Source organism: Burkholderia sp. MSMB1072 (assembly GCF_001524725.1).
Taxonomy (GTDB): domain Bacteria; phylum Pseudomonadota; class Gammaproteobacteria; order Burkholderiales; family Burkholderiaceae; genus Burkholderia.
This window is the reverse complement of the sequence record NZ_LOYC01000034.1, coordinates 268,386-281,707: the sequence shown is the minus strand read 5'-3', so window position 1 is coordinate 281,707 and position 13,322 is coordinate 268,386. Positions and strand designations below refer to the sequence as shown.

10 protein-coding genes are annotated in these 13,322 nt (G+C 67.8%); 2 read left to right on the top strand and 8 right to left on the bottom strand.

Annotation, left to right across the window (positions count from 1 at the left end; genetic code table 11):
- Nucleotides 1-18 precede the first annotated feature (18 nt).
- The 8 genes from WS89_RS18675 to WS89_RS18640 all read right to left on the bottom strand — a co-directional run bounded on the left by WS89_RS18675 (nt 19) and on the right by WS89_RS18640 (nt 9,095).
- On the bottom strand, nt 19-903 hold the full coding sequence (locus WS89_RS18675) for a MurR/RpiR family transcriptional regulator (protein ID WP_059505653.1): 885 nt from the start codon (nt 901-903) through the stop codon (nt 19-21).
- A 284-nt stretch (nt 904-1,187) separates the two neighbouring features.
- The gene (locus tag WS89_RS18670; RefSeq protein WP_059505651.1) at nt 1,188-2,360 is read right to left on the bottom strand and encodes a Gfo/Idh/MocA family protein; all 1,173 of its coding nucleotides are present in this window, start codon (nt 2,358-2,360) and stop codon (nt 1,188-1,190) included.
- 65 nt (nt 2,361-2,425) lie between these two features.
- A complete protein-coding gene (locus WS89_RS18665) occupies nt 2,426-3,352 on the bottom strand; it encodes a TIM barrel protein (protein WP_059792573.1) in 927 nt (308 codons plus the stop codon).
- Between the two features lie 73 nt (nt 3,353-3,425).
- Nucleotides 3,426-4,439 (bottom strand): Gfo/Idh/MocA family oxidoreductase, encoded by a 1,014-nt coding sequence (locus WS89_RS18660; RefSeq protein WP_059505647.1) that lies wholly within the window; start codon nt 4,437-4,439, stop codon nt 3,426-3,428.
- 74 nt (nt 4,440-4,513) lie between these two features.
- On the bottom strand, nt 4,514-5,428 hold the full coding sequence (locus WS89_RS18655) for a sugar phosphate isomerase/epimerase family protein (protein WP_059505646.1): 915 nt from the start codon (nt 5,426-5,428) through the stop codon (nt 4,514-4,516).
- A 44-nt stretch (nt 5,429-5,472) separates the two neighbouring features.
- Nucleotides 5,473-6,498, bottom strand: coding sequence for an ABC transporter permease (locus WS89_RS18650; RefSeq protein ID WP_034207066.1), 1,026 nt, complete (start codon nt 6,496-6,498; stop codon nt 5,473-5,475).
- A 27-nt stretch (nt 6,499-6,525) separates the two neighbouring features.
- Nucleotides 6,526-8,100, bottom strand: coding sequence for a sugar ABC transporter ATP-binding protein (locus tag WS89_RS18645; protein ID WP_059792571.1), 1,575 nt, complete (start codon nt 8,098-8,100; stop codon nt 6,526-6,528).
- 68 nt (nt 8,101-8,168) lie between these two features.
- A complete protein-coding gene (locus WS89_RS18640) occupies nt 8,169-9,095 on the bottom strand; it encodes a sugar ABC transporter substrate-binding protein (protein ID WP_059505642.1) in 927 nt (308 codons plus the stop codon).
- Between the two features lie 315 nt (nt 9,096-9,410).
- Between WS89_RS18640 and WS89_RS18635 the strand changes: the two genes are divergently transcribed.
- Nucleotides 9,411-11,369, top strand: a complete 1,959-nt coding sequence (locus tag WS89_RS18635; protein WP_059792570.1) for a bifunctional 5-dehydro-2-deoxygluconokinase/5-dehydro-2-deoxyphosphogluconate aldolase — start codon at nt 9,411-9,413, stop codon at nt 11,367-11,369.
- A 46-nt stretch (nt 11,370-11,415) separates the two neighbouring features.
- Complete coding sequence (iolD, locus tag WS89_RS18630; RefSeq protein WP_059505639.1) at nt 11,416-13,299, top strand: 3D-(3,5/4)-trihydroxycyclohexane-1,2-dione acylhydrolase (decyclizing); 1,884 nt, start codon at nt 11,416-11,418, stop codon at nt 13,297-13,299.
- The last annotated feature ends 23 nt before the right edge of the window (nt 13,300-13,322 follow it).

Sequence of the window (13,322 nt, the reverse complement as noted above, 5' to 3'; positions counted from 1 at the left end):
GCGCACCGGCAGTCGGCATCAACCGGCTTTCGTGCCGTGCGCGCCGTCGGCGGTCGGCATATAGGACAACTCGAGCCGGTACGCGAGCGCGACGAACAGGCTCTGCGCGAGGCCCATCGTGGCGGTCAGCGCACGAAAGCCGAACGTCGCGCTCTCCTGCACCATCAGCGTCACTTCCGCCTCCCGCGCGAGCGGGCTCATCCGGCTGTCGGTGATCGCGATCAGCCGCGCGCCGCGCTGCGCGGCCTGCTGCGCGACCTGCACGGTCTCGTCCGCATACGGCATGAACGAGATCGCGATCATCACGTCGCCCGCGCGCACCGACCGGATCTGGCCGAGATGCATGCTGCCGAGCGCGCTGAACAGGCCGATCCGCTTGTCGGTGTGCTGCAGCGCATAGTCGAGGTATGCGGCGATCGGAAACGCGCGCCGCGATCCTGCGATCCAGATCGCCTGCGTATCGGCGAGCAAATCCACGGCCTGCGCGAGCGCCTGCGAATCGAGCGTCTGCCGCAACTGCTGCATCCCGGCAATGCTGCCCTTGATGAATTCGTCGGCGATCTGTTCGGGCTGCAGGCTCGACGAGCCGGCTTCGATCACGTCGCGCAGCCGCAAGCTGTACGCGCGCCCCGGCGCGATCTGCTGCGCGAGCCCCTCGCGGAACAGCCGCTGCATCTCGGAGAACCCGGAGAAGCCGAAGTGCTTCGCGAAGCGCACGACGGCCGACGGCTGGACGCCGCAAGCCTCCGCGAGCGACTGGATGCCTTCCAGCCCAAGCTGGTCCCGATGCGTTTCCACGTGACGCGCAATCACCTTCAGGCGATTGCTGAGACCGTCGTACTCCTGCGTCAGATGCTGCAGGAACTGCTCGACGGTGGCGGGAGGTTTCTCGGATGAACTCATCGGATAGCGCGAAGTTGACGGCCCCGATGCGCGCGCGATGCTGGCGGACGCGGCCCGGGGCTCGACTGGATACATGCATGAAGGGCGAATTTAATCACGTTTGCGGCGCGGCCCGCGCCGCCTACTCGCTCCCACGCGCTCGATCATCGCTTGCATACGCTCCACGGCAAGACTGGGAGCGATTGTCCAACGCGCTCGCGGCGTCGTAAAGATCAGGGTGTCTACCAAGCCGGCCGTCGCGACCGAGCGCGACGATCCGCGGCGCAGCCGGCCCGCCCCCTCGCTCAACGATAGTCGACCCACACGCCGCCCGCATCGGCGGACCGCACGCAGTTCTCGACCCACCGCACGCCTTCGACGCCCGCATGGACGTCCGGAAAGCGGATCTGCTTCAACGTCTGCACGTCGCCGCGATCGGCCGCATCCATCGCGAGCGCGAAGCGCGCGTACAGGTTCGACCACGCTTCGAACAGCCCTTCCGGATGCCCGGCGCCGATGCGGTCTTCGCGCGTCGCGTTCGGGTGCAGGTACGGCATCCCGCGATCGAGCACCTGCGCGGGCTGCCCCTGGATCTCGTAGCGCAACTGGTTCGGATGTTCGTCCCACCATTCGACGCTCGCCTTCGAGCCGATCACGCGCACCTTCTGCCCGTGCATCGAGCCGGCGTTCACCGCGCTCGACCACACGTAGCCGATCGCACCCGTGTCGTATTCCATGATCGTGAACGCGTTGTCCTCGAGCGGCGCGCGGCTCTTCACGAAGCTCTGCCGCGAACACATCAGCCGTTTGATCTTCAGGTCCGGCGCCATCACTTCGGAGATGTACAGCGGATGCGTGCCGATATCGCCGAGCACGTAGCTCGGCCCCGCGAACTTCGGGTCGACGCGCCAGCGCGCGGCGGCGCTCGCGGCTTCGACGCCGTCGCTGTGAAAGCCGTGCGCGAACTGCATCTGCACGATGCGAATTTCGCCGAGATCGCCGCGCGCGATCATTTCGCGCGCCTGCTCGATCATCTGGTGTCCCGAATAGCCGTACGCGACGCCGACGATGCGGTTCTTCTCGACCGACAGACGCTGCAGCGCCTCGGCCTCCTCGGTCGTGAAGCACAGCGGCTTCTCGCACACGACGTGCAGCCCCGCGTTCAGCGCCGCGCGGCAGATCTCGAAGTGCGTGTTGTTCGGCGTCGCGATCGACACCGCGCGGATGCCGTCGGCACGCTTCGCCTCGGCGTCGAACATCGTCCGGTAGTCGGGATAGCAGCGGTCCGCCGCGACGCCGAGCTTCACGCCGAACTGCCGCCCGCGCTCGGCATCGATGTCGAACGCGCCGGCAACGAGCTGGAAGCTGCCGTCGCGCAACGCGGCCGACCGGTGACTGTAGCCGATCTGGCTGCCGAGCCCGCCGCCGACCATGCCCCAGCGAATCGAATGTCCGAGCAGAATCTGTCCGTCGATCATGATTGTCGTGTTCCTGTCCGTGTTCAGTGTTCAGAGTGTGTGCAAAGGGTCGGGCCGACGGCCGATCAAGCGAACCCGGCCGATGCGAGAAACGCGCGGCTCGCGGCAACGTCGCGCAGGCTCGTGCCCGCATTGCGCGGGTCGCGCTCCTGCTCGATCGTGATGTAGCCGGCGTAGCCGATCTCGTCGAGCGCGTGGCGAATCGCGCGGTAGTCGAGCACGCCGGTGCCGATCGGGCACATCACGCCGCGCGCGCAGGCCGCGAAGAATGCGATGTGCTCGCCCATCACCGCGTCGTACACGGCCGCGTCGATATCCTTGAAATGCACGTAGTCGAGCCGCGCCGCATGGCGGCGCAGCCACGTTTGCGGGTCCATGCCCGAGTAATGCAGGTGGCCGGTGTCGAGACACAGGCCCGCCGTCTCGGCCGGAATGTCGGCGACGATCCGGTCGATCTCGTCCGCGAATTCGATGTAGCCGCCCGCATGCGGATGGATCACCGCGCGCACGCCGAACTCGTCGCGCGCGAGCGTCGCGATCTGCCGGATATGGTCCACCATCCGCGCCCAGCGCTCGTCGGACAGCCGCGGTGCGCGATCGCCGTGACCGGCCGCATAGTCGCGCTCCTCGTGGCCCCAGTCCATCACGACCAGGTACGGCGCCGCATGGCGCTGGCCCGGCTGCGTCGGCAGCTTCGGCAAGCGCGTGATCAGCGCGCAGATGTCGCGCGTCTGGCGCAGCAGGTTCGGCAGGTTCTCCGGCGACACCAGGTCGTCGAAGATCGTGCCGGCGGTGATGCTCAAGCGTTGACGCTCGAGCTCCGCGCTCACCACGTCGAGCTCGAGCGGAATATAGCCGTACGGGCCGAGCTCGATGCCCGAATAGCCGGCCTGTGCGGCTTCGGCGAGCACGTGCCGCCACGGCGGCAGGTGCGGATTCTTCACGTCGTCGACGCCCCAGCAGCACGGCGCGCAGCCAATCTTCATCGTCATGTCGGTCAGTCCATCAGGAAAGCGGTGCGTGGCCGCGTGGTCACGCGGCCCGATGTCAACGTGTCCGGCTTGTTCAGCCGCGATAGAACGCCGGGCGTTCGGCCATCGCGATCGGCTCGACCGCCCCGCTCTTCTGCGCGCGCACGCACGCATCGGCCGCGACCGCCGCCGCATAGCCGTCCCACGCGGACGGGCCGGTCAGCGCGCCCTGCCGCACGCCGTCGACGAACGCCTGCAGCTCGACGTCGTACGACGCGATGAAGCGCTCCTTCCAGTCGGTCATGATCTCGACCGACTGCCGCGCCGCATGCTTGAGCCCGACCGCGGGCGGATCGGGCAGCTTCGCGATGCCGTTCTCGCCAACCACCTCGCACTGGATGTCGTAGCCGTACTGGCAGTTCACGAAGATCTCGACGTCGATGCGCACGCCGCTCGCGGTTTCGAGCAGCACGATCTGCGGATCGGCGAGATGCGCGCTCGCATGGCGCGTCTTCTTCGGGTAGACGACCTGCGCGCTCGTGTAGTCCTCGCCGAGCAGCCAGCGCAGCACGTCGAGCTCGTGGATCAGCGTGTCGGTGATCGCCATGTCGGTGGTATAGCGCTCGCCGACCGACTGGTTGCGGTGCGCGCAATGCAGCATCAGCGGCGCGCCGATTTCGCCGCTGTCGATCACGCGCTTGAGCGCACGATAGCCTTCGTCGTACGGACGCATGAAGCCGACCTGCACGAGCCGCTTGCCGTGCGCGATCTCGGCCTCGACGATGCGCATGCAGCCGTCGGCGGTGACCGCCAGCGGCTTCTCGCAGAACACCGGCTTGCCGTGCGCGATCGCGTCGAGCACGAACGCTTCGTGCGTCGGCCCCCACGACGTGACGAGCACGGCCTGCACGTCGACGGCCGCGACCACGTCGTGACCATCGCCGTAGATTTCCGCGTCGAGCCCGTACTTCGTCACCGCATCGCGCGCCTGCTGCGGGTCGATGTCGTTGACCGCTACCACGCGTGCGCCGGACAGCGTACGCGTAAGCCTGCGGATATGGTCCTGGCCGATCGCGCCGCAGCCGATCACACCGATTTGCAACGTCATCCGAATATCTCCAGTCGTTCGTTCATCAGCGGCGCGGCCCGTGCCGCGCCGGTCAACAATGGTTCCCAAACGGCTCAGCGCGCAGCCGCCCGCTCGAAATGGCGATCGACGTAGCGCTGGATCGTGTCGCGCATGTAGCGCGACGACGCTTCCGCGCGGTCCTCCCACGCGAACACGCACGACGACATCACGCCGTCGAAGCCGGCGCTGCCGAGCGCGCCGAAAAACACGTCCCAGTCGATCTCGCCCTGCCCGATGTCGAGATGCTGGTGCACGCGGATCTGATTCGAGCCCGGCGGGTTCACGATGTAGCGCAATTGGCTGCTCTTGCGGTGGTCGAAGGTGTCGGCCACGCGCACGTGCGCGAGAATCGGCGCGGCGGCCGCGATCATCGCGGCCATGTCGTCGCCGTAGTAGAACGTGTGCGGCGCGATGTACGACAGCTTCAGCGACGGCGAGCCGATGTTCGTGACGATGTCGATCGCCGGCTGCAGCTGCTCGATCCAGTCTTCCGGATGCGGCTCGACCGACAGCACGATGCGTTCGCGCTCGAGGATCGGCAGCAGCGCGTCCATCGAACGGAACCACGCGGCTTCGCACAGCTCCTTCGGGTTCGCGCCCGGCCGCTCGCCGACCGAACGCTCCGGCGACGCGCCGCGCCCGAACTCGGACACCATCAGCGGGCACTCCATCTCCACTGCGACCTCGATCGCCTTCTGCCAGCAGCGCACGGCCCATTGCCGCTCGTCCTCGAACGGGCTCGCCCAGCGGTACATCGGCTGCAGCGACGCGAGACCGACGCCGCTCGCGCGCATCGCCTGGCGGAACGCGGCCATGCGCTCGCGCGTCGCGCGCGGCATCACCCACCAGTCGAGAAAGTCGCTGCGCGGCGACAGCTCGATCTGGTCGTAGCCGAGTTCGGCGACCGCGTGCGGCAGCCGGTCGAGCGGCAGGTGGCGAATCATGTAGGGGTCCAGAGCGATCTTCATCTTCTTCCTGGAAAGTTGCGTGGTGTCGGCCGCGTCGGAATCGGTCAGCGACGCGACTTCTTGTTGCGGTACTGATCGGCGATCACGGCCGCGACGATGATCGCGCCCTTCACCATCTCCTGGTAATACGCGTCGATGCGGATGAACGTGAAGCCCGACGTCATCACGCCGAGGATCAGCACGCCGATCACGGTGCCCGTCACGCGCCCGAGGCCGCCCGACAGCGACGTGCCGCCGATCACGACGGCCGCGATCGCATCGAGCTCGTACATCACGCCCATGCCCGACTGGCCGGAAATCGCGCGCGCGGCCGTCACGGTGCCGGCGATCCCGCTCAGGAGGCCCGCGATCGCATAGACGAAGATCAGGTGTCGCGTGACGTTGATGCCCGATACGACGGCCGCGTGGCGATTCGCGCCGATCGCATACGTGTACTTGCCGAAGCGCGTGTAGCGCAGCACGACGTGGAAGATCGCGGCGATCACGAGAAAGACGATCACCGGATTGGCGCCCGCGCCGATCGCCGCGAACGAGTCGGTCAGCATCGACACCGGCATCCCGTTGGTGAACCACTTCGCGAAGCCGCGCGCGGCGACCATCGTGCCGAGCGTCGCGATGAACGGCGGGATGCCCGTCATCGCGATCAGCGTACCGTTCAGCAGGCCGACCAGCAGCCCGACGCACACGCCGGCGAGCACCGGCCAGATCACCGGCAAGTCGGTCAGGTGCGGAAACACCGCGCGCGGGAAGTCGGACACCTGCGCGAGGCTCGCCGACACGACGGCGGCTGCCGCGACCACCGACCCCGACGAGAGATCGATCCCGCTGGTGATGATCACGAGGTTCACGCCGACCGCGATGATGCCGATCACGGCCATCTGCAGCACGATGATTTCGAGCCGCTCGGCATTGAACAGGAAGCTCTGGCCGACGACGATCCAGCCGAGGATCTCGAAGAACAGGCTGATGCCGACCAGCACGAGGAAGATGCTCAGTTCGGGCGGCCACTTCGTATGCCGCGACTTGAGTGTCATGGTCTGCGCATCCGCGACCGGGTTCAGGTTGCCCATTTCAGTTGTCTCCAATCTTGTTTCGGCTCAGCGCGACGCGAGATCCATGATGCGGACCTGGTCGGCGTCCTTGCGATCGACGATGCCGGTCATGCGCCCTTCGTGCATCACCATCACGCGATCGCTCATGCCCAGCACTTCCGGCATTTCCGACGAGATCATCAGCACCGCGACGCCCTTGGCGGCAAGCGCGCTGACGAGCCGGTGGATCTCGGCCTTCGCGCCGACGTCGATACCGCGCGTCGGTTCGTCGAGGATCAGGATGCGCGGCTGCGTGAGCAGCCAGCGACCGATCAGCACCTTCTGCTGGTTGCCGCCCGACAGGTTCTGGATTTCCTCGTGCAGCCCGGGCGACTTCACGCGCAGCATCCGGCTCATTTCCTCGCAGTCGCGCTTCAACTGCGCCTGCTGCACGAAATTGAACTTCACGTAGCGGCGGCTGAGCACCGCCGCTTCCATGTTCGCGAGCAGGTCGAGATTCAGGAAGCAGCCGGAGTCCTTGCGGTCCTCGGTGAGGAACGCCATCCCGTGCTTCATCGCCTGCGCGGGCGTCGCGATCCGCACCGGCTTGCCGTCGATGCGGATCTCGCCCGACGTGGCCGGCACGACGCCGAACAGCGCCTCCGCGACGTTCGAGCGCCCCGAGCCGACGAGGCCCGCGACGCCGAGGATCTCGCCCGCGCGCAGCTCGAAGCTCACGTCGCGGAACACGCCGTCGACGCAGAGATCCTTCACCGACAGCACGACGTCGCCGATCGGCACCTCTTCCTTCGGGAACATCTGCGTGATCTCGCGCCCGACCATCATGCGGATGATGTCGTCGCGCGTGACGTCGCTCGACGCATGCGTGCCGATGTACTTGCCGTCGCGGAACACCGAGAACTCGTCGGCGATCTCGAACAGCTCGTTCATCTTGTGCGTGATGTAGACGATGCCCTTGCCCTGCTCGCGCAGTTGGCGAATGATCCGGAACAGGTGCGTGACTTCCTTCTCGGTCAGCGCGGAGGTCGGCTCGTCCATGATCAGTACGTCCGAGTCGAACGACACGGCCTTCGCGATCTCGACCATCTGGCGGCTCGCGACCGTCAGCGTGCGCACGTCGGTTTCCGGGTCGATGTCGATCGACAGCCGCTCGAACAGCGCGGCCGTGCGGCGGCGCAACTCGGCGTGATCGATCAGGCCGAAGCGGTTCTTCGGTTCGCGGCGGATCCAGATGTTCTCCGCGACCGTCATGTACGGCATCAGGTTGAGCTCCTGATGGATCATCGCGATGCCGCGGTCGAGCGCATCGAGCGGGCCGTTCAGCACGACCGGCTCGCCGTTGATCAGGATTTCGCCCTGGTCGGGCGTGTAGACGCCGGCGATGATCTTCATCAGCGTGGACTTGCCTGCGCCGTTCTCGCCCATCAGCGCATGAACGGTGCCGCGCCGCACGCGGAACTGCACGCCGTCGAGCGCGACGACGCCGGGAAAGGACTTGCCGACGCCGCGCACCTCGAGCACGCAGTCGGCCATGGCCGCACCGGACGAGCCGGGCGCGGCGGACGAGGCGGCAGGCGCGCTTTCGCTGGCCATCGAGCGCGCGATCCTGGCTGTAAACATGGACGTTCCTCGAAAGTCGCGCGCGAACCCGGCCGTGCCGGGCCCGCGCAGTTCAGCGGAAAAACCGGTCAGTGCTTCGCGTACTGGTTCATGTTCTCCGGCGTCACGAGCTCGAACGGCACGTTCACGTAGCGATCGACGGGCTGCTTCTTCGCGAGCTTCAGCGCGGTGGCGACGGCCTGCGCGCCCTGCCCGGTCGCGTTCTGGTACACGGACACCTTCAACTCGCCGGCCTTCATCGCCGCGAGGCCGTCCGGCGTCGCGTCGATGCCTGCGACGACCGTTTTCGGCGTCAGCTTGCGCGCGGCCTTCAGCGCGTTGATCGCGCCGATCGCCATTTCGTCGTTGTTCGACACGATCGCGTCGAACTTGGTCCCGGAGCTGAGCCAGTTCATCGTGATGTCCTGGCCCTGCGTGCGGCTCCACTTGCCTTCGCGCTTGTCGACGATCTTCATGCCCGCGCAATCCTTCGTCGCGATCACGTCCTCGATGTCCTTGGTGCGGGCGCGCGCCGATTCGTTGGACAGCTCGCCCATCAGCACGAGGATGTCGCCCTTGCCGCCGAGCAGCTTGCACACCTGGCGCGCCTGCAGCGTGCCCGACTGCTTTTCGTCGGAGGCGACGACGGCGACGCCGGCCGGCAGCTTGTCGAAATCGACCGGCTTGCGGTTCACGTAGACGAGCGGGATCTTCGCCGCGGTCACCATCTTCGTGATCTTCGGCGTCGCGTCGGTATCGACCGCGTTCACGATGATCGCGTCGACTTTCTGCGCGATCATGTTCTGGACCTGGCTCAACTGCTTGCCGACGTCATTGCCGCCGTCCTCGATCTGCACCGTCGCGCCGTCCTTCTTCGCCGAATCGGCGATGCTGTTGCGCAGGATGGTCAGGAACGTGTCGTCGAACGATGCCATCGTCACGCCGATCTTCTCCGCATGCGCGAGCGGCGCAGCCAGGATCGCGGCGGCCGCGACGGCCATCAGCTTGGTCTTCATGATCAATCTGTCTCCTCATCTCCGGGGGGCGGAAGACGGCGCATTGCGCGCCGCCGGGCCGAGTCCGATCTGTCCGATCGGGACTGAAGCATCCGGATGAAACTGTAGATCACTTCCTCGAGAATTTGGAAATTTATTTCTACGTGATTTCACCTAGGGAACTGGATTTCCAAAAAGTCTAGACTGCGTCCGTAGCCCGAATCCCGGCGGCAGGCAGCCTCGCGTCGTGCGGCACATGCCGCGGACAGCCGCCGCCGGATCGGTCCCCTAATCCGCCGGCAGCGCCGAACGCCGGCCGCGAGCGTGACACGTGATATGAGCCTGCTGAACTTTCCGAGTGACCGCCCCATCGATCTCGCCTGCCTCGGCCGTGTGGCCGTGGATCTCTATGCGCAGCAGTACGGCAGCCGCCTCGAAGACGCGCGCAGCTTCCAGATGTATCTCGGCGGCTCGTCGGGCAACGTCGCGTTCGGCGTCGCGCGGCTCGGGCTGAAGACCGCGATGATTTCGCGCGTCGGCGACGAGCAGATGGGCCGCTTCCTGCGCGAGACGCTCGAGCGCGAAGGCTGCGACACGAGCCAGCTGCAGACCGATCGCGAGCGCCTCACCGCGCTCGTGCTGCTCGGGCTGAAGGATCGCGATACGTTCCCGCTGCTGTTCGTGCGCGAGAACTGCGCGGACATGGCCGTGCGCGCCGACGAGATCAGCGAGGACTTCATCGCCGGTTGCCGCGCGCTGGCGATCACCGGCACGCATCTGTCGACGCCGGGCACGCGCGAGGCATCGCTGACCGCGCTCGGTTACGCGCGCCGCCACGGCGCGGTGCGCATCCTCGACATCGACTACCGGCCGGTGCTGTGGGGGCTGACCGCGCGCGGCGCCGGCGAGAACCGTTACGTACCCGACGCGCAGGTAACGCGGCAACTGCAGCAGGTGCTCGACGAATTCGATCTGCTGGTCGGCACCGAAGAGGAATTCCTGATCGCGGGCGGCGTGCCGCACGACCTGATCGCGTCGTTGCAGGCGGTGCGCGCGATCACGAACGCGACGCTGGTCGTCAAGCGCGGCGCGCTCGGCTGCTGCGTGATCGAAGGCGACGTTCCCGCGCGCATCGACGCCGCGCCGACCTTCGTCGGCGAACGCGTCGAGGTGCTCAACGTGCTCGGCGCGGGCGACGCGTTCCTGTCGGGCCTGTTGTCGGGGCTGCTGCGCGGGCGCGACTGGGCCGAATCGACGCGCATCGCGAACGCATGCGGCGCGATCGTCGTGTCGCGCCACGCGTGCTCGGCCGCGATGCCGACGCCGGCCGAGCTCGCGCACTGGTTCGGCGGCAGCCGCAATCCGGCGGTCGATGCCGACCGTACGCTCGCGCACCTGCATCGCGTGACGGTGCCGCGCCGCGAATGGAACGACCTGTGCGTGATGGCGTTCGACCATCGCAGCCAGTTCTACGAGCTCGCGGTGCAGGCCGGCGCGGACGAGGCGCGGATCAGCACGTTGAAGCGCCTGCTCGTGCGCGCGGTCGAACAGGTCGAACGCGATCGCGGCATCGCCGGCCACGTCGGCGTGCTGATCGACGGCGGCGCGTACGGCGGCGACGCACTCGCATCGGCCACCGGGCGCGGCTGGTGGGTCGGCCGGCCGGTCGAGCTGCCGGGCTCGCGGCCGCTGCGGTTCGACGAGACGCGTTCGGTCGGCTCGTCGCTCACGCACTGGCCGACCGAACAGGTCGTGAAGTGCCTCGTTCACTATCACCCCGACGACGCCGTCGATCTGCGCGTCGAGCAGGAGCAGCGCGTGCTCGAACTGTGGGAAGCCACGCGCGCGAGCGGCAACGAGCTGCTGCTGGAAATGATTCCGCCGCGCGCGGTCACGCCGGCCGGCACCGAGGACGACGCGGTGCTGCGCACGGTCGCGCGCTTCTACAACCTCGGCGTGAAGCCCGAATGGTGGAAGCTCACGCCGCTGAGCGCCGACGGCTGGGCACGGCTCGCCGCGCTGATCGCCGAGCGCGACCCGTACTGCCGCGGCGCGGTGATCCTCGGGCTGAACCAGCCGCTGCAATACCTCGTCGACAGCTTCCGCTCGGCGACCAACCCGATCGTCAAGGGCTTCATGGTCGGGCGCACGCTATGGGCCGATGCATCGCTGAACTGGTTCGCGGGCCGGATCGACGATCAGGCGCTGATCGACGAAGTGGCCGGCAACTTCGCGCAACTGGTCGACGCGTGGCTGGGCCGCCGGGCCGCCGCGCGCGCCGCCGCAGCAGCCTGATGCCCGTGTTCGCGACGACCACCCGACTTCTCTCTATCGACCGACGATGACCACCACCGTAAGACTGACCGTCAGCCAGGCGCTCGTGCGCTACCTGGCCGCCCTGCGCGCCGAAGTCGTCCAGCCCGACGGCCGCACCGAGATCCTGCCGTACTGCGGCGGCGTGTTCGCGATCTTCGGCCACGGCAACGTGGCCGGGCTCGGCGAAGCGCTGCATGCCGAGAAGGACCGGCTGCCGACGTTTCGCGCGCACAACGAGCAAGGGATGGCCAACGCGGCCGTCGCGTTCGCGAAAGCGAATTTCCGCCAGCGGATGATGGCCGCGACGTCGAGCATCGGCCCCGGCGCGACCAACATGCTCACGTCCGCCGCGCTCGCGCACGTCGGCCGCTTGCCGCTGCTGCTGCTGCCCGGCGACGTGTTCGTGTCGCGGCTGCCCGACCCGGTACTGCAGCAGGTCGAGGATTTCGAACAGGGCGACGTCAGCGCGAACGACTGCTTCCGGCCGGTGACGCGCTACTTCGACCGCATCGCGTCGCCCGAGCAACTGCTCGTCGCGCTGCCGCGCGCGATCCAGGTGATGACCGATCCCGCGCAGTGCGGCCCCGTGTGCCTCGCGCTGCCGCAGGACGTACAGACCTTCGCGTACGACTGGCCCGAGGATTTCTTCGCGCCGCCGGTGATCCGGATGCGCCGGCCGCCGGCCGACCCGCTCGAACTCGCCGATGCGCTCGACGTGCTGAAGGCCGCGAAGAAGCCGCTGATCGTCGCCGGCGGCGGCGTGCTGTACAGCCAGGCGTGGGACGCGCTGCGCACGTTCGCCGACACGCATGGCGTGCCGGTGGCCGAATCGCAGGCCGGCAAGGGCAGCCTTGCGTGGGACCACCCGCTGAACCTCGGATCGATCGGCGTGACGGGCTCCCCCGCCGCCAATCGCGCGGCCGCGCAGGCCGACGTCGTGTTCGCGGTCGGCACGCGGCTGCAGGATTTCACGACCGGCTCGCACGCGCTTTACGGCGACGCAACGTTGTTGAGCCTGAACGTGCAGCCGTTCGACGCGGGCAAGAAACGCGGCCGGCAACTGGTTGCCGACGCGCGTACGGGCCTCGGCCAGCTGTCGGCCGCGCTGGCCGGCTGGCGCGCCGACGCGGCGTGGACGGCCGCGAACCGCGACCAGGCCGCCGCATGGAACGCGCGCGTGACGGCGCTGACCACCCGGATTCCGACCGACACGCTGCCGTACGACGCGGAAGTGATCGGCGCGGTGCGCGATTCCGCGGCCGACGCGGGGCGCGACAGCGCGCGCGACGACCTCGTCGTCTGCGCGGCCGGCACGCTGCCGGCCGAACTGCACAAGCTGTGGCGCAGCGGCGTGCCGGGCAACTACCACATGGACTACGCGTATTCGTGCATGGGTTACGAGGTCGCGGGCGGCCTCGGCGCGAAGCTTGCACGCCCCGGGCGCGAAGTGATCGTGATCGTCGGCGACGGCTCGTACATGATGCTCAACGCGGAGCTCGCGACCTCCGTGATGCTCGGCCGCAAGCTGATCGTCGTGATCCTCGACAACCGCGGCTACGGCTGCATCGAGCGGTTGCAGCTCAACTGCGGCGGCGCGAGCTTCAACAACATGCTCGACGACTGCGTGCCCGAAGGCGGCGAACGCTCGACGATCGATTTCGCGATGCACGCGCGCGCGATGGGCGCGGAAGCCGTGCACGTGCGCGACGTCGGCGAGTTGCGCCGCGAAATGAAACGCGCACGGGCGGCGACGAAGAGTCAGGTACTCGTGATCGACACCACGCACCGCCGCACCACCGACGACGGCGGCGCGTGGTGGGAAGTCGCGGTGCCGCAGGTCTCCGCACGCGCCGGTGTCGAACGCGCGCACCAGGCGTATCTCGACGCGAAAACCCGGCAGCGGCGCTGATCGCGCACGCTGCGCCACGAACA